This is a genomic window from Novosphingobium fluoreni, from assembly GCF_014196615.1.
Classification (GTDB): domain Bacteria; phylum Pseudomonadota; class Alphaproteobacteria; order Sphingomonadales; family Sphingomonadaceae; genus Novosphingobium; species Novosphingobium fluoreni.
In genome coordinates this window covers 459,381-474,951 of record NZ_JACIDY010000001.1, presented here as the reverse complement: position 1 = coordinate 474,951, position 15,571 = coordinate 459,381, and the positions used below count along the sequence as shown (strand labels likewise).

General features: G+C 64.6%; 15 protein-coding genes and 1 tRNA gene. 6 read left to right on the top strand and 10 right to left on the bottom strand.

The window, feature by feature from the left end; all coding sequences use genetic code 11:
• Position 1: 1 nt before the first annotated feature.
• The 3 genes from GGR39_RS02330 to GGR39_RS02320 are packed head-to-tail and all read left to right on the top strand — an operon-like array spanning position 2 to position 2,507.
• The gene (locus GGR39_RS02330; protein WP_183615698.1) at positions 2-1,057 is read left to right on the top strand and encodes a 5-(carboxyamino)imidazole ribonucleotide synthase; all 1,056 of its coding nucleotides are present in this window, start codon (positions 2-4) and stop codon (positions 1,055-1,057) included.
• Complete coding sequence (locus GGR39_RS02325; protein ID WP_183615697.1) at positions 1,054-1,563, top strand: dihydrofolate reductase; 510 nt, start codon at positions 1,054-1,056, stop codon at positions 1,561-1,563. The genes GGR39_RS02330 and GGR39_RS02325 overlap by 4 nt, the downstream gene beginning before the upstream one ends.
• Positions 1,564-1,571: 8 nt before the next feature.
• A complete protein-coding gene (locus tag GGR39_RS02320) occupies positions 1,572-2,507 on the top strand; it encodes a bifunctional riboflavin kinase/FAD synthetase (protein WP_183615696.1) in 936 nt (311 codons plus the stop codon).
• A 103-nt stretch (positions 2,508-2,610) separates the two neighbouring features.
• Here the strand turns inward: GGR39_RS02320 and GGR39_RS02315 are convergent, their stop codons facing one another.
• The gene (locus GGR39_RS02315; RefSeq protein WP_183615695.1) at positions 2,611-3,216 is read right to left on the bottom strand and encodes an outer membrane protein; all 606 of its coding nucleotides are present in this window, start codon (positions 3,214-3,216) and stop codon (positions 2,611-2,613) included.
• A gap of 308 nt (positions 3,217-3,524) precedes the next feature.
• Positions 3,525-3,601: transfer RNA gene (locus GGR39_RS02310), tRNA-Arg, on the bottom strand.
• 98 nt (positions 3,602-3,699) lie between these two features.
• Between GGR39_RS02310 and GGR39_RS02305 the strand changes: the two genes are divergently transcribed.
• The gene (locus GGR39_RS02305; RefSeq protein WP_183615694.1) at positions 3,700-4,203 is read left to right on the top strand and encodes an MmcB family DNA repair protein; all 504 of its coding nucleotides are present in this window, start codon (positions 3,700-3,702) and stop codon (positions 4,201-4,203) included.
• Between the two features lie 296 nt (positions 4,204-4,499).
• Here GGR39_RS02305 and GGR39_RS02300 read toward each other — a convergent pair whose 3' ends face one another.
• The 5 genes from GGR39_RS02300 to pepN all read right to left on the bottom strand — a co-directional run bounded on the left by GGR39_RS02300 (position 4,500) and on the right by pepN (position 10,930).
• Positions 4,500-5,345, bottom strand: a complete 846-nt coding sequence (locus GGR39_RS02300; protein ID WP_183615693.1) for a cytochrome c1 — start codon at positions 5,343-5,345, stop codon at positions 4,500-4,502.
• 24 nt (positions 5,346-5,369) lie between these two features.
• Positions 5,370-6,686 (bottom strand): cytochrome b, encoded by a 1,317-nt coding sequence (locus GGR39_RS02295; protein WP_058735601.1) that lies wholly within the window; start codon positions 6,684-6,686, stop codon positions 5,370-5,372.
• 11 nt (positions 6,687-6,697) lie between these two features.
• Positions 6,698-7,264 (bottom strand): ubiquinol-cytochrome c reductase iron-sulfur subunit, encoded by a 567-nt coding sequence (petA, locus tag GGR39_RS02290; protein WP_058735602.1) that lies wholly within the window; start codon positions 7,262-7,264, stop codon positions 6,698-6,700.
• 212 nt (positions 7,265-7,476) lie between these two features.
• Entirely contained in the window at positions 7,477-8,268 is a 792-nt protein-coding gene (pgeF, locus tag GGR39_RS02285; protein WP_183615692.1) for a peptidoglycan editing factor PgeF, read from the bottom strand.
• Complete coding sequence (gene pepN / locus GGR39_RS02280; RefSeq protein WP_183615691.1) at positions 8,261-10,930, bottom strand: aminopeptidase N; 2,670 nt, start codon at positions 10,928-10,930, stop codon at positions 8,261-8,263. Before pepN ends, pgeF begins: the two co-directional genes overlap by 8 nt.
• Positions 10,931-11,240: 310 nt before the next feature.
• Here pepN and GGR39_RS02275 point away from each other — a divergent pair, with 310 nt between their 5' ends.
• A complete protein-coding gene (locus tag GGR39_RS02275; protein WP_183615690.1) occupies positions 11,241-12,074 on the top strand; it encodes a Rossmann-fold NAD(P)-binding domain-containing protein in 834 nt (277 codons plus the stop codon).
• Here GGR39_RS02275 and GGR39_RS02270 read toward each other — a convergent pair.
• Positions 11,984-12,913, bottom strand: coding sequence for a DMT family transporter (locus tag GGR39_RS02270; RefSeq protein ID WP_153000829.1), 930 nt, complete (start codon positions 12,911-12,913; stop codon positions 11,984-11,986). The two genes, GGR39_RS02275 and GGR39_RS02270, sit on opposite strands and share 91 nt — an antisense overlap.
• Positions 12,910-13,905 (bottom strand): threonine aldolase family protein, encoded by a 996-nt coding sequence (locus GGR39_RS02265; RefSeq protein ID WP_183615689.1) that lies wholly within the window; start codon positions 13,903-13,905, stop codon positions 12,910-12,912. Before GGR39_RS02265 ends, GGR39_RS02270 begins: the two co-directional genes overlap by 4 nt.
• Before the next feature lie 97 nt (positions 13,906-14,002).
• On the opposite strand from GGR39_RS02265, the gene GGR39_RS02260 reads away from it, so the two are divergent.
• Entirely contained in the window at positions 14,003-14,293 is a 291-nt protein-coding gene (locus GGR39_RS02260; RefSeq protein WP_183615688.1) for a GNAT family N-acetyltransferase, read from the top strand.
• A 34-nt stretch (positions 14,294-14,327) separates the two neighbouring features.
• Here GGR39_RS02260 and GGR39_RS02255 read toward each other — a convergent pair whose 3' ends face one another.
• Positions 14,328-15,536 (bottom strand): M20 metallopeptidase family protein, encoded by a 1,209-nt coding sequence (locus GGR39_RS02255; protein WP_183615687.1) that lies wholly within the window; start codon positions 15,534-15,536, stop codon positions 14,328-14,330.
• Between the last annotated feature and the right edge of the window lie 35 nt (positions 15,537-15,571).

Below are 15,571 nucleotides of genomic sequence, written 5' to 3'. Positions count from 1 at the left end.
GATGATCGCTCCCGGCTCGACGATCGGTATCCTTGGCGGCGGACAATTGGGCCGCATGCTTGCTGTCGCGGCGGCGCAATTGGGCTATCGCTGCCACATCTTTGCGCCGGAAGAGGTCTCGATCGCCGCCGAAGTGAGCGCTGCCTTCACCCGCGCCGATTGGGACGATACCGCCGCGATGGCGCGCTTTGCCGCCGACTGCGCGGTGATCACCTACGAATTTGAGAACGTGCCCGTCGCCCCGCTGCATGCCTTGGGTAGCGTGCCGCTCCATCCGCCCGCTCGCGCGCTGGAAGCGGCGCAGGATCGGCTGGTCGAAAAAGAATTCGTGCGCAGCCTGGGCGGAACGCCTGCGCCGTTCCAGGCGGTCGATAGCCCGGCTGATCTTCACGCTGCGATCGCTGCGATCGGCGCGCCCGGCATCCTCAAGACGCGGCGCGATGGCTATGACGGCAAGGGCCAGTGGCGCATCCGATCCGCTGCCGATGCGGACACCGTCGACTGGCCCGGCCAACCGCTGATCTACGAAGGCTTCGTCACGTTCGAAGCCGAGTTTTCCGTAATCCTGTGCCGCGCCGCCACCGGCGAGGTCCGTTTCTTCGATTCGGCGCGCAATGTGCACGAAGACGGTATCCTGGCCCTGTCCACCGTGCCTGCAGGCGCTCCGATCGCGGATCAGCTCGCCCAGGCTCGCGATCTGGCCGCAGCAGTCGCGCAAGCGCTCGATTATGTCGGCGTGTTGACCCTGGAGTTCTTCGCCACCGCCGATGGCCCGGTCTTCAACGAGATGGCGCCACGTGTCCACAACTCGGGACACTGGACGATCGAAGGCTCCATCACCTCGCAGTTCGAAAATCACATCCGCGCGATCTGTGGTCTGCCGCTTGGCGATACCCGCCTGGCCGCCAGCGCGGTCGAGATGCGCAACCTGATCGGGGATGAGGCTCTGGACTGGGCGGGGCTGCTGGCCGATCCCGCCAACCACCTGCACCTCTACGGCAAGGGAGAGCCCAGCCCTGGTCGCAAGATGGGGCACGTGACCCGGCTGACGCTATGACCGCCCCGGCGGGCGCGATCGCAGGCCAGGAAGTGGTGCTGGTCTACGCCCGCGCCCAAAACGGCGTGATCGGCCGCGATGGCGCACTCCCCTGGCATCTTCCCGCTGACCTCCGGCATTTCAAGGCGCTGACGCTGGGCAAGCCGATGATTATGGGCCGCAAAACCTTTGAAAGCTTTCCCTCCCCGCTGCCTGGCCGCCGCCATATCGTCTTGACCCGCGATGTCGCCTGGTCGCGCAACGGCGCAGAAACAGCGCACGATGTCGAGGCCGCGCTTGCGCTTGCCGGCCCCGGGGAAGTCGCGGTGATTGGCGGCGCGGAAATCTTCGCCTTGTTCGCCGATCGCGCCGACCGGATCGAGATGACCGAAATCCACGCGGACTTCCCCGGTGAAACGACCATGCCTGCCCCCGGGGCGCAATGGCGCGAGACCGCGCGTGTCGAACATGCCCCTGCGGATGGGAAACCCGGCTACGCTTTCGTGTCGCTGATCCGCGACCTATAGCCGGCTGCATGATTCGCCTCGACCATCGCGATACCGTGCCTAACGCCGTGCGCGGTGCGATCCTCGCTCTCGGAAACTTCGACGGGTTCCACCAAGGCCACCAAGCCGTCGTCGGAGAAGCGATCCGATGGGCGCACGCCGAAGGTCGGCCCGCCGTCGTCGCCACATTCGACCCTCATCCCAAGCGCTTCTTCCGCCCGGACGCCGAACCCTTCCGGCTGACCACGCTGGACCAGCGCGAAGAGCTGTTCGCCGCTGCCGGTGCCGATGCGATGCTGGTGTTCTCTTTCGATGCCAGCATCGCGAGCATGACGGCGGACCGCTGGATGCGAGAGATGATCCACGATCAGCTGGGCGTTGCCGGGATCTGTACCGGAGAAAACTTCGTGTTCGGCAAGGACCGAACAGGCACAGCCGCATCGTTGCATCACCTTGGTAAGGCGCTCGGCATCCAGACCCGCGCCGCGCCTGGCGTATCGGACGAGGAAGGGCCGATCTCTTCCAGCAGGATCCGCGCGGCGCTGGCGGCCGGGGATTGCGAAACGGCCACGCGCCTGATGACCCGGCCCTTCGCGATTCGCGGGACGGTACAGCATGGGGACAAGGTGGGCCGCACGATCGGGTACCCCACCGCGAACCTGGACTTGGGCACCTATCTTCGGCCGCGCTATGGCATCTATGCGGTCACGGGTCGGCTGCCGGATGGTCGCACGCTGCAAGGCGCGGCGAATATCGGCGTGCGGCCGACGTTCCAGCCTCCCAAGGAGCTACTCGAACCCCACTTTTTCGACTTTTCCGGTGATCTTTACGGACAGGAAATCGAGGTGGCATTTCACCACTTCCTCCGTCCCGAAGCCAAATTCGACAATCTGGACGCATTGATGGCTCAAATGGATCAAGACTGTAGGGAAGCGCGCCGGCTCCTGGCCGTTCTTCCCGCCTGACCGCTGCATTTCGCGGTTCCATGAAACAAAACCGCCGCCAGCGTAGTACGCGGCGGCGGTTCGGTTTGCGTCACCGCACGCGCGGTGACGCAGGATCGTCAGATCAGAAGCGGTAACCGACCATCGCCGCGACCTGGTGACGGTCAGGGCGCAGGCCGAGACCTTCCGGGTTGCCATAGTCCGAGAAGCGATACTCGACGCGTGCCAGGAAGCCCGAGATATTCGTCTCGATGCCGGCTCCCAAACGGTAGCCATCCAGGTTCGTGCCATCGCGAAGCACGTCAACGCCATCATCGTAGCTCACCTTGACGCGCGCATTGGTGTAACCGCCCTTGGCGTAAACGAGCACGCCTGGGGTGATTTCGCCACCGATACGAACACCGGCGTACAGGTCACGGCCTGGCTTCACGGTCGCGCGGTCACCAGCGACAAAAAGGTCCCGCACACTTTCCTTGGTGGTCGAGCCGGTTGCTTCGCCCTCAAGGCCGAGGACAAGACCATTGATGTTCTTGTCGAAGCCCAGAACGCCACCATAAAGGAAACCATCGTCACTGCCTGCGCCAATCGGCGTATCGACGCGGATCTTGTCGTAACCGCCCAGCACGGCGACGTAGGGGCCGTCGAAGGGAATGCTGGCTTCCTGAGCCATGACAGGTGCTGCAGCGATTGCGGCGAGCGCGAGCGCAGAAGCGGCGATAATCTTCTTCATATCAGAGTTCCTGTATTCAATTTGCCTGAGGCACCATCGCCCTACCGCATGTGCGAACAAAAATAAGAAAGAAATTGTGCAGATGCATATTGTGTAGATGGGGAGTGATACGATTACATCACTTGAATTCCACTTTGTGCATCCCATTGTGTCGCACTGCATCGGAGACCCGACATTTCACTGATAGTGGAATTCCAGCACACGATACTTTTTCTATGCGTGCGACGTAGATCTGGTCCAATCGTGACACCTCAAGGCGCAATCGATGCGCGAGACCGCCTTGGGCGATAGTACCAATTTGATGGTTATGGTGCACCCGACAGGATTCGAACCTGTGACCTCTGCCTTCGGAGGGCAGCGCTCTATCCAGCTGAGCTACGGGTGCAGTGAAAGCCGGTTAGCAGAGCGGGCATTGCCATACCAGCCTGATTTGCGACTTCGTGAAGGGGTTGCCAGTTCCCTCTATGTTCTTATGGTGGGTCGATGTCTTTGATTTCCGATCGTGATTCTTTTGCTGCGGCTGCTCCGTCTCAGGCGGCGGATGTGCTGCGTGGGATCAGGCGGCTGTTTGCGCGAAACGATATCTGGTGCCTTCCGGAGATGCCGCTGCGCTGCGGTCGGCGCGCTGATCTGATGGGCGTGGATGCCAAGGGCGACATTGTCATCGTTGAAATCAAAGTCAGCCGAGCGGACTTGCTCGGCGATGCCAAGTGGCCGGATTATCTGGATTACTGCGACAGGTTCTATTGGGGCCTGGCGCCTCATCTGGATCGCAATTGTCTTTCATCGGAAGCATTCATGCCGGATTGCTGCGGCGTGATTGTCGCGGATGGCTACGATGCCGAAATCCTGCGGCCAGCGCCTACCCGCAAGCTGGCGGCCGCGCGCCGCAAGGTGGAGACCGAGAGGCTGGCGCGAGCCGCGCTGCGCCGTCTTGTGACCGGAGCGGACCCCGACACGATTCAATGGGGCAAGGGCGAACTGTAACCCGCCTCAGTTGCGGCGGGCATGACGCCGTGGGGGTTGGTGCAACCGGTTGGCCGCAGCGACTTTAGCGGCTTTCGGGCCGACCCATTTCGCAGTCGGGTCCGTGGTGGCGCGTCTGGAGTGGCGCACCGGCACAGCACTATCAAAACCGCTTAAGCCTTCTATGCGTATCCACCTGCATTCGAGCCAGTGCGCAGCTGGGCAGGCCGCTCCTGCGCGTGCCATTCCAACGTTTACAAACGAAAAGGCCCCGCCATCGGTCGATGGCGGGGCGCTCGTGTCAGCACGTAATAACCTTAGGCTTTGTGCTTCTTCTTTTCGTACCAGATGTTCTTGTACGACATGTAGCCAAGGATCGTGGCGAACAGCAGGAAGCCCAACACCGGCCAACCCGTTTGCTTGCGCTTCTCTAGCTTCGGCTCAGCGGTCCACACTAAGAAAGCAGATACGTCCTTCGCCATCTGATCAACAGTCGCCTTGGTTCCGTCTCCATAAGAGACCTGCCCCGTGCTGGTCAGCGGCGGCGGCATCGCCAGGTTCAGGTTGGCGAAGTAAGGGTTGTAGTGCAGGCCGTTCGGCGTCTTGGCGTCCGGGAACTCTTTCAGCAGAGCCGCGGGCTGTGCCTGATAACCCGTCAACAGCGAGTAGACGTAGGCCGGGCCATCATGACGTGCCTTGGTCATCAATGAGAGATCAGGCGGAACCGCGTTGTTGTTGGCGGCGCGCGCGGCGATGTCGTTGGCGAACGGCTTGGGGAAGTAGTCCGTCGGCATGCCTGGACGCATGGCATCCTCGCCCGTGTTGGGATCGATGCCGGGAACCTGGAAGCCCTTGGCGATCGCCTTCACTTCGGGGTCCGAATAGCCAAGCTGCGTCAGGTCGCGGAAGGCGACGTGGCTGAGCGAGTGACAGGCCGAGCAGACTTCCTTGTACACCTGGAAACCGCGCTGCAGCTGCTGGCGGTCGAACTTGCCGAACGCGCCGTCGCTGGCGAAGTGCACTTCCTTGGGGTGCCGGTGGAATTCATGCTCGGCAGTGACCGGCGGCGGTTCGGTGATCTGCTGGTAGGCGCCGTTGCCGAACGACCAGGCCAGCGCGACCGTGAAGAACAGCCCGACGAGGATGGAAATGATGCGGATCATGGCTTTCGTTCCGTCTCGCTCGGGTCAGGCGTTGCTGTGCTGGGTGCCGGGGAAGGGAGCCGTCGGGCTCGCCATCAAGGGCACATTCTCGTCCTTGCCGAGTACGGCCTCGGTGATCGAGGTTGGCAGCGGATCAGGACGTTCGATCGCCGAGACGATCGGGACGATGATCAGGAAGTGCGCGAAGTAGTAGATCGCGGCAATCTGGCTGATCATGACGTAAGGCTCGGCCGCCGGAGCGCCACCGCAATATCCTAGGACCAGCGCGTCAAGCACGAGGACCCAGAAGAACTTGCGATATAGCGGGCGGTAGGCGCCCGAACGAACCGGCGAGCGATCGAGCCAGGGCATGAAGAACCACACCAGGATCGCGCTGAACATCGCCAACACCCCCATCAGCTTGGCCGGGATGAAGAAGAAGTCCGCAGTGAAGGCGCGCAGGATCGCGTAGAATGGCCAGAAGTACCATTCGGGAACGATGTGCGCCGGCGTGCTCATCGGGTTGGCCGGAATGTAGTTGTCCGGGTGGCCCAGCGAGTTGGGGAAGAAGAACAGCACGAGGCAGTAGAGGAACGCGAACGCCCCCACGGCCCAGCCGTCCTTGGCCACGAAATAGGGGTAGAACGGAACGGTGTCGCTCTCGCTCTTCACTTCCACGCCGGTCGGGTTCGACGAACCCGGAATATGCAGCGCCCAGATGTGCAGGATAACCACGCCCGCGATCACGAACGGCAGCAGATAGTGCAACGAGAAGAAACGGTTCAGCGCGGCGTTGTCCGGAGCGAAACCGCCGAGCAGCCACTGCTGCAAGGGATCGCCGACCAGTGGAATGGCGGAGAACAGGCCGGTGATGACCTTTGCGCCCCAGAAGCTCATCTGGCCCCACGGAAGCACGTAGCCCATGAACGCGGTGGCCATCATCAGCAGGAAGATGGTGACGCCCAGCAGCCACACCATTTCACGCGGAGCCTTGTACGAACCGTAGAAGAAGCCGCGGAAGATATGGATGTAGATGACGACGAAGAAGGCCGAGGCGCCGTTGGCGTGCGCGTAGCGCAGCATCCAACCCCAGTTCACGTCACGCATGATATGTTCGACGCTATCGAACGCCACGCCGGCATTGGCCGCGTAGTGCATCGCCAGAATGATGCCGGTGACGATCTGAAGACCGAGGCATAGACCGGCCAGGATGCCGAAGTTCCAGAAATAGTTCAGGTTTCGCGGCACCGGATAACCGGCCCCCAGCGAATTATAAACCAGACGCGGAAGCGGCAGCTTCTCGTCCATCCAACGCATGAACGGATTTACCGGCTTGTACTGTTGGGCCCAGGGAAAGCTCATGGTCTCTTACCTCAGCCGATCTTGACGACGGTGTCGGATGAAAATTCGTACTTCGGAACCTCAAGGTTCTTCGGCGCGGGGCCCTTACGGATGCGGGCGGCGGTATCGTAGGTGGAGCCGTGGCACGGGCAGAAGTAGCCGCCAAACTCACCCTTGGTCTCACCCTCGCCGGCGCCGAGCGGCACGCAGCCCAGGTGGGTGCAGACACCCATGGTGATGAGCCAGTTTTCCTTACCCTCCTTGGTGCGCTCCGCCAGAGTTTGGGGATCGCGCAGCGACGACACGGAAACCGCGTTCGCCTCAGAGATTTCCTTGGGGGTAAGGTTGCGGATGAACACCGGCTGCTTACGGAAGACGCCCTTGATCGCCTGGCCAGGCTTGATCGCCGAAATGTCGATCTCGGTAGAGGAGGCGGCCAGGACGTCAGCCGAAGCGGACATCTGGCTGATCAACGGATAGAGGATCGAAACGCCAGCGACGCCGGCGGCACTGACCGCGGCGATATTGATGAAATCGCGCCGACGCACCCCGTCTCCGGCAACGTGATCCGGAGAGTCCGTGACCGCTTGTTCTGCCATGTTCGCCCTTGCCCTAACTTTCGCAGACTTCTTGAAGCCCACCGCCACGAACGGGCGGCAGACGGGAAATTCCTAGTCAGCCATGGCCTGAAATTCCCCGCATGTCAGCGCCGGCAGGGCGCGCAAGACCCCCTGCCAATGCCGACTTGGCGCGCTGATAGACGCGAAAACCCCACCTGCCAACCGCATTTTTGGTGCAGGCCAAGCCACATTCAGCCTTGCGATATAAGCGCCATCTGACGGCCGTAAGACGCCTCGCCGCGATGGCAGGCGCGGCGATACGAATAGAATCGTGCTGGCGAGGCGTATGTATCGAGGCTTAGGCCCTCCGTCCGGGTAACCCCCGCCGCGGCCAAACGGGCGAGAACGTAGGCTTGCAGGTCGAACTGCCAATGATCCCGCCTGCCGGGCAAGAAGAATTGCGCGGCTTGCGCATCGTTCGCGGTGATGCGTGTCTCAAAGGCCTGATCGACCTCGTAACTGGCCTGGGCGATACAGGGGCCGACCGCAGCACGGATGCGATGCTTTTGCGCACCCAGCTGCTCCATCGCGGCAACGGTGTTTTCCAGCACACCGGCGAACGCGCCTTTCCACCCGGCATGCGCGGCACCGACCACCCCGGCTTCCGGGTCGGCGAACAGCACGGGCGCGCAGTCTGCGGTCAGGATACCTATAACAAGGCCCGGCCGGTCAGTTACCATGGCATCGGCGTGCGGGCGGGCATCATCGGGCCAAGGCTCTTCCACGATCACGCAGTCCGGCGAATGCACCTGATAGACGGTGACCAGGCCGGTGCCGGGCGCGATCGCCTCCACCGCGCGGCGGCGATTCTCTGCGACGTGGGCAGGGTCATCGCCTGAACCGATCCCGACGTTCAGCCCAGCCACCTCGCCTTGGGAGACGCCGCCACGCCGGCCCAGAAAGCCATGCCGCGCGTTTGCCAACAGATCGCTACGGAAGACCTCGACAGCGCCGGGTTCGACTGTTGGAGCAGGATCAACCAAGGCTTTTCGTCACCTGCTCCAGAACGTCGCGCGAAAGGGAGGGTTCGGCGGCGATGCGCTCCAGCTCGGCCCGCATCTGCGCGGCGCGCTTGGGCTCGATCCGGCGCCAGCGGCCGAGCGACGGCACGAAGCGCGCGGCGGTCTGCGGGTTGATCGGATCGAGCCGGCGGATGAGGTCCCCGATGATCTTGTACCCCTCCCCGCTCGCCGCGTGGAAGCCCTTCGCGTTCACCGCGAACGCCATGTAGAGCGCGCGCACCCGGTTGGGATTGTTCATCGTGAAATCGGGATGCTCGGCCAGCTGGCGCACATGCTCCAGCACCTTGGGGTGGAGCGAGCCCGCCTGCAGCGAGAACCACTTGTCGATGACAAGCGCGTTTCCGGCATAGCGCGCGTGGAAGTCGGCCAGGGCTTCTTCACGCTCCGCCCCGTCCAGCCCGGCCAGCACCATCAGCGCACCCTGCCGGTCGGTCATGTTGTCGGCCTTGCGATACTGCACGATCGCGCGTGTCTTCGCCTCTGCCGGCGCGCCGGCCGCCAGGTACGCCAGCGCCTGGGTCTTCAACTTGCGGGCACCGCGCGCGGCGGCATCACGGGAGTAAGGCGCGGCACTGACCCGATCGTGCAGGTCCTGCCAATCGTCCTTCATCGCATCGCCCAGCCAAGCCTTCAGCGCCTCGCGCTCGGCATGGATGGCGGCGGGATCGGCGACCAGGAACTGCTCGGCCAGATAGCCTTCCGCCGGTAGGATCAGCAGCTCGCCGCGCATCAGATCGTCCAACGTCGGGTCGAACAGCACCGCCCCGAACGCCTCCGCGATCGCACCGCGCTCTGCGTTCCTGGCCCGTTCGTCCAGGTTGCCGCCGACAACCGCGATCAGGTGGCGCACGACCAGGCTCTGCATCGCCTCGTACCGGGCGAAGGCATCGTCATCCTTGGCCGCGAGGAACACCAGATCCTTGGCCGGGCGCTCAAATTCGATGGCGACCGGGGCGGAGAAGCCACGGTTGATCGAAACGATGGGCGGGCGCGAATGCCCCTCGAAGACGAAGCGCTGCTCGGCCTGGTCCAGCACGATCAGCTGTTCGCCCCGGTGCGTGCCGGTCTCCCGGTCGAACAAGGCGAGCTTGAGCGGGATCGGCACCGGCTGCTTCTCAGGCTGGCCCTCGCCGCCATGATTGAGGGTGGCCGGCACTACCTGCGTCATATTCAAAACGAGCGTGTCATCCCGATGATCGGCGACGATGCTGACTTGCGGCGTGCCAGCCTGCGAATACCAACGCCGGAACTGGGTGAGGTCCAGCTTGGCGCCGTCCTCGATCGCCTTGACGAAATCCTCGCACGTGGCAGCCTCGCCGTCATGCCGATCAAAGTAGAGGTCGGTGCCGGCGCGGAATCGCTCCGGGCCCGCCATGGTGCGCATCATGCGGATTACCTCGGCGCCCTTGTTATAGACCGTCGCGGTGTAGAAGTTGCTGATTTCCTGATAGGAATCGGGGCGGATGGGATGGGCCAGCGGACCGGAATCCTCCGGGAACTGCGCCGCGCGCAGCACGCGCACATCCTCGATCCGCTTCACCGCCGGACTGCCCATGTCGGCGCTGAACATCTGATCGCGCAGAACGGTGAAGCCTTCCTTGAGGCTGAGCTGGAACCAGTCACGACAGGTCACGCGGTTGCCGGACCAGTTGTGGAAATACTCATGCCCGATCACGCCCTCGATCGCGTCATAGTCGCCGTCGGTGGCGGTGTCCGGGTCGGCCAGCACATAGCGAGTGTTGAAGACGTTGAGCCCTTTGTTCTCCATCGCGCCCATGTTGAAATCGGACACGGCGACGACGTTGAACAAATCGAGGTCATACTCGCGCCCGAACGCTTCCTCGTCCCAGCGGAACGAGTGCTTGAGCGAATCCATCGCGTGCTGCGTGCGGCCCTCGTCGCCCTTGCGCACCCAGATATTGAGCGCGACTTCGCGGCCCGAACGGGTGGTGAAGCTATCGTGGTTGGCCACAAGATCACCCGCCACCAGCGCGAAAAGGTAGCAAGGCTTGGGCCAGGGATCGTACCACTCGGCCCAGTGGGTGCCGTCCGGACCTTCGCCGGTGGCCTCGCAATTGCCGTTGGACAGCAGGATCGGGAAGGCCGCCTTGTCGCCGCTCATCCGCACACGGTAGGTCGAGAGCACGTCCGGGCGATCGGGGAAGAAGGTGATGCGGCGGAAACCCTCTGCCTCGCACTGGGTGCACAACATGCCGTGCGAGGCATAAAGCCCCATCAGCTGGCTGTTGGCCGCCGGGTTCAGCTGCGTTTCGATCGTCACCTGATGCGCTTCGCCGGGCAAGTCGAGCAGCAGGTCGGGGCCGTCCAAGCGCCAGTCGTTCACTGCCTGGCCATCGATTCGCACCGCCACCGGGGCGAGCTGATCGCCATTGAGACGCAAGACGCTGGCGCCGTTGCCGTCCGGATTACGCCGGACGTTCAGCTTGGCGGTGACATGGGTCGCGTCAAGCCCCAACGCGAAGTCCAGCGCGATCTCGGGTACCAGCCATGCGGGCGGCAGGTAATCCTGGCGGCGGATGATAAGCGGTGCCTGCGGCGGGGGCGCGGCATCGGCCGTCTGGGGGTTTTCGGGCGTTTCGGAGGGTCTGCTGGCGATGTCCATACGGCGGTATTTAAGCCATCGGTAGGCGATTGCCAGCGTGGCTGATTCGTATCTCGAGGCAGCGTCAGAAAGTATTGAGTTCGCGCAGAGATCGCCGAGGGGCAGAGAAAGAGTCGCGCAGCGCCGCAGCCTGTTTCCTCTTCCTCCGCCACCAAAGCATAAGTCACTCTTGAGTCAAAAGCGGCTTCGACGAAAAGCCATTTTTCCTGTCTCGGCGCCTCTGCGACCTCTGCGCGAACCCAATTCTCCGAACGGCCACCCAAAGCAAACCGCCTTGCCCTGGCCCGGCCCCGAGGCCATGACCGGCGCCATGCCCCGCATATTCATCTTCGGCTTCGGCTATACCGCCGGCTTCATCGCCAGGGCCCTGCGACCGTTGGGGTGGGAGATCGTCTCCACCGGCAGCGCGGGCACGCTCTCGTTCGAGGATGAGGGCAACGTGCGCCTGGCACTGGCCGATAGCGACCATGTGCTATCCTCCGTGCCGCCGGGCGACGAAGGGCTGGACCCGGTGCTGGACCGTTACGGCGATGCGCTGGCGGGTGCGAAGCTGTCTTACCTCTCGTCCACCGGTGTCTACGGCGATACCGGCGGCGCCTGGGTGGACGAAAGCGCTCCCACCGGCGGTGGCCGCCGCACGGCACGGGTGCAGGCGGACGCCGCGTGGCTGGCGCGGGGCGCGCGCGTCTTTCGCCTGCCCGGCATCTACGGCCCGGGCCGCAGCGTGTTCGACCGCATCGCCGAAGGGCGCGCGCATCGTCTCAAGATCGCCGGCCAGGTCTTCAGCCGCGCGCATGTAGAGGATATCGCCGCCGGCGTGGTGGCGGGCCTGGATGCGCCCGCGGGGGCCTACAACCTCTCGGACGACTTGCCCTGCAACCAAAATGCTTTGGTGGAGGAAGCCTGCCGCCTGCTGGGGATCGCCCCGCCCCCGCTGATGACGCTGGAGGAAGCGCGCCTCTCCCCCATGGCGCGGGGCTTCTATGCCGAGAACCGCCGCGTCGCCAACGGCAAGGCCAAGCGCGTGCTGGGCTGGCAGCCGCGCTATCGCGACTATGTGAGCGGCTTGCGCGCTCTGAGCGCCACCACCAGCCCCGCCAGCGCCAGCAGTGCGCCGATCCCGGCCAGCAGCGACCAGCGATAGCTTTCGAACAGGGTGGAGATCAGCATCGCGATCACGATCACCACCACGCCGTTGTAAGACGCGCGCCCGGCGCCGATCTGGCGGATCAGCGTGTAGTACATCGGGAACGTCACCACGGACCCCGCGATCGCCAGATAGGCCGTGCCCCACCAATAGGCCGCGCTCGTCGGCAGGACTGGCGGCCCGGCGATAAGCCAGGCCAGCACCGCGTCGCAAGCCGTGCCATACAGCATCGCCCAGGCCAGCAGGCTGACGGTAGGCAGGCTCTTGCCCGTCTCGTTCGCCTGCATGACGTTGGAGATCGAGGCGCACAGCATCGCGGCAAGCGCCAGCAGCACGCCCAGCCAGACCTGACCGCCCAGCGGCGCCATCCGCGCCTCGTGCAGCAGCAAAAGGCCGATGCCGGCGATGGCGATGGCGCTGCCGATGGCGAAGCGGCGCGTGATGACCTGGCCCAACACCACGCGGGCCAGGATCGTATTGGGCACCAGCAGCAGCCCGATCATCACCGCGACGATGCCGGACGTCAGGTACTCCTCCGCGCGATAGACGAAGTTGTAATTGCCGCAGAACTGGGTGACGCCCACCAGCACCGCCAGGCGATGGCCCGCTGCGTTCAGCCGCAACGGCCGCCGCATCGCCGCCGCCACCGCGAACATCGCCGGAGTCGCGATCAGGAACCGCCAGGTGATCGACCAGCTGGCCGGGGCGGCGTCATTCTGGCCCAGAATCACGAACCACGTCGATCCCCATATCAGCGCCACGATCAGGAACGGGATCGCGATGCCGGGCCGCAGCAGCGCGTGTGGGGGCGGATGCCCCTCTGCCATCGCGGTCATAGCGCGGCGATCGCCTGGGTCAGCGCGCTGACGTGGCCCTCATCCGCATTCCAGGAGGTGACGAGGCGCGCGCCATCCACGCCCCAGTCGTAGAACGAGAAGCCCTGCGCCCGCAATTGCGCGCTATCCCAGGCCGAGAGAGTGAGGAACACTTCGTTGGCCTCTACCGGATGGAGCAGCCGACCGGCGGCGGCGGCGGCGATCTGCGCGGCGGCGGCGTTGGCGGCGCGGGCGTTGTGCAGCCACAAGTCACCCTCCAGCATCGCCATGATCTGCGCGGCGAGGAAGCGCCCCTTCGATTGCAGGTGCCCTGCCCGCTTGCGCCGATAGCGCGCGACATCGGCCAGCGCGGGATCGAAGAACACGATCGCCTCCGCGCCCAGCCCTCCGTTCTTGACGAAGCCGAAGCTCAAGGCATCGACGCCGCGCGTCACCTCGCCGGGGGTGCAGCCCAGATGCGCGATGGCATTGCCGAAACGCGCCCCGTCCATGTGCAGGCGAAGGCCCCGCTCTTGGGCGAATGCCGCCAGCGAATCGATCTCCGCAGGCCGATAGACGCAGCCATATTCGCTGGCCTGCGTGATCGAGATCGCATGCGGCTGCACCTGGTGGACGTCGGCGCGGATCGGATCGATCACCGCTGCTATGGCTTGCGGCGTCAGCTTCGCATCGGGCCCATCCGCCAGCATAAGCTTCGCGCCATGCAGGTAGAAGCCCGGCGCGCCGCCTTCGTCCATTTCGATATGTGCCTCGCGATGGCAGATCACGCCGCCATGGGGTGGCACCATCGTGCTGAGCGCCAGGCAGTTCGCCGCCGTGCCCGTCGCCACCCACAAGGCCACGCACTCACGCCCGAACAGCGCCGAGAACGCGGCATCCAGTTCCTGGCTGATGGCATCGCCGTCATAAGGCGAATCGGGCGCGTCAGCCGCCAGCATCGCGCTCCAGATCGCGGGGTGGACGGCAGCGGCATTGTCGGAGAGGAACTGCATGGCCATGTCGCCTGTTACCGGACGGTCGGCGCGTCAAGTCCCCCGCCTCAGTCCTCCGCCTCCCGGAGGACAACCCGCCGCGAACAAGGAGCTTACCATGGTCGGCATCACCATCACCAAGCACGATCGCGGCGGCGCGGGCGAATACCAGGCGCACTTGGCCGACAGCGATGCGATCGGCCGCCTGACGTGGGTGGAGCGCGATGGCGTCCATATCGCCGATCACACCCTGGTCCCGCCCGAGATCGGCGGACGCGGCGTGGCGGCCCGGCTGGTCGAGGCCTTGGTGGCCGACGCGCGCGAGAACGGCTTCAAGATCGAGCCGATGTGCAGTTACGTAGAAGTCGCCTTCCGCCGCCATCCCGACTGGGCGGACGTGCGCGCGTAACCGCTACCGCGAAATCACGGTGAGCGCCGGGGAGCTAGAACCCCTCCGCCAGGAAGCGCTCGGCCAGTCCCGCCAGCAGGGCTGCACCACGCGGCATGGTGCTTTCATCCACCTGCATACGAGTGGAGTGGATGCCGCAGCAGTGCTGCCAATCCTCGCCCTCATGGCTGACACCCAGGAAGAACATCGCGCCGGGCACTTTCTCCAAAACATAGGCGAAGTCTTCCGCACCCATGATCGGATCGGGCAAGCGCAGGAAGCCGCCCGGCCCGAACAGGTCCTGCGTCACTCGCTCGCCGAAATCGACCGCGGACGGATCGCATAGCGTCACGGGGAAGCCCTCGTGAATCGTCAACTCGGCGCTGAGGCCATGGGCGGTGGCGATCCCGGTAGCGAGCCGCTCCACTTCCGCGCGCAGCTTCGCGCGGTTGGCGGGCGAGAGCGAGCGCATCGTGCCCGTCAGCCGCGCGGTATCGGCGATGACGTTGTGCGCGGTGCCACACTCGATCTTGGCGATGGTGACGACTACGGGATCGAACACGCTGAACTTGCGCGTCACCATGGCTTGCAGCGCGGTCACGATCTCGCACGCGATCGGCATCGGATCGAGCGTGGCGTGGGGCATGGAGGCATGGCCGCCCCGCCCCATCACCGTGATCTCTATCTGGTCCGCCGACGCCAGCAACGCACCCGCCCGGCCGCCGAACAGTCCGTGCGGCGCATTGGGCATCACATGCAGCGCAAAGGCGGCGTCCGGCAACGGCACGCCGTCCGCTCCGCCGCCCAGCAGGCCATCGTCCAGCATGAAGCGCGCGCCGTGATGCCCCTCCTCGCCCGGCTGGAACATGAAGCGCACTTCGCCCTGCAGCGTCGCGGCCCTGGCGCACAACAGCTCCGCCGCGCCCGCCAGCATCGCGACGTGCGCATCATGCCCGCAAGCATGCATCACGCCGGGGATGGTGGAGGCGAAGTCCAGCCCGGTTTCCTCCGGCATCGGCAGCGCATCCATGTCCCCGCGCAACAGCACGGCGCGGCCGGTATCGGCGCCCTTCAACGTGGCGACGAGGCCGGTGGTGGATGGCCCTTCGCGCCATTCCAACGGCAGATGGGCCAGCGCGGTGCGGATCTTGTCCCGAGTCTTGGGGGTGTGCAGCCCGATTTCGGGCTCAGCGTGGATCGCCCGGCGCAAGCCGGTGATGCGGTCCGCCAGCCCTTGGGCGTCGGCGATGAGAGTGGCTGTCATCGCCTCAGTGTACCTGTCGGGGCGAACCTGTCGAG

Excerpts from the sequence above, each read along its gene's own strand:
- GGR39_RS02330 (WP_183615698.1), top strand. The coding sequence starts at position 2 with ATGATCGCTCCCGGCTCGACGATCGGTATCCTTGGCGGCGGACAATTG.
- GGR39_RS02325 (WP_183615697.1), top strand. The coding sequence starts at position 1,054 with ATGACCGCCCCGGCGGGCGCGATCGCAGGCCAGGAAGTGGTGCTGGTC.
- GGR39_RS02320 (WP_183615696.1), top strand. The coding sequence starts at position 1,572 with ATGATTCGCCTCGACCATCGCGATACCGTGCCTAACGCCGTGCGCGGT.
- GGR39_RS02315 (WP_183615695.1), bottom strand. The coding sequence starts at position 3,216 with ATGAAGAAGATTATCGCCGCTTCTGCGCTCGCGCTCGCCGCAATCGCT.
- GGR39_RS02305 (WP_183615694.1), top strand. The coding sequence starts at position 3,700 with ATGTCTTTGATTTCCGATCGTGATTCTTTTGCTGCGGCTGCTCCGTCT.
- GGR39_RS02300 (WP_183615693.1), bottom strand. The coding sequence starts at position 5,345 with ATGATCCGCATCATTTCCATCCTCGTCGGGCTGTTCTTCACGGTCGCG.
- GGR39_RS02295 (WP_058735601.1), bottom strand. The coding sequence starts at position 6,686 with ATGAGCTTTCCCTGGGCCCAACAGTACAAGCCGGTAAATCCGTTCATG.
- petA (WP_058735602.1), bottom strand. The coding sequence starts at position 7,264 with ATGGCAGAACAAGCGGTCACGGACTCTCCGGATCACGTTGCCGGAGAC.
- pepN (WP_183615691.1), bottom strand. The coding sequence starts at position 10,930 with ATGGACATCGCCAGCAGACCCTCCGAAACGCCCGAAAACCCCCAGACG.
- GGR39_RS02275 (WP_183615690.1), top strand. The coding sequence starts at position 11,241 with ATGCCCCGCATATTCATCTTCGGCTTCGGCTATACCGCCGGCTTCATC.
- GGR39_RS02270 (WP_153000829.1), bottom strand. The coding sequence starts at position 12,913 with ATGACCGCGATGGCAGAGGGGCATCCGCCCCCACACGCGCTGCTGCGG.
- GGR39_RS02265 (WP_183615689.1), bottom strand. The coding sequence starts at position 13,905 with ATGCAGTTCCTCTCCGACAATGCCGCTGCCGTCCACCCCGCGATCTGG.
- GGR39_RS02260 (WP_183615688.1), top strand. The coding sequence starts at position 14,003 with ATGGTCGGCATCACCATCACCAAGCACGATCGCGGCGGCGCGGGCGAA.
- GGR39_RS02255 (WP_183615687.1), bottom strand. The coding sequence starts at position 15,536 with ATGACAGCCACTCTCATCGCCGACGCCCAAGGGCTGGCGGACCGCATC.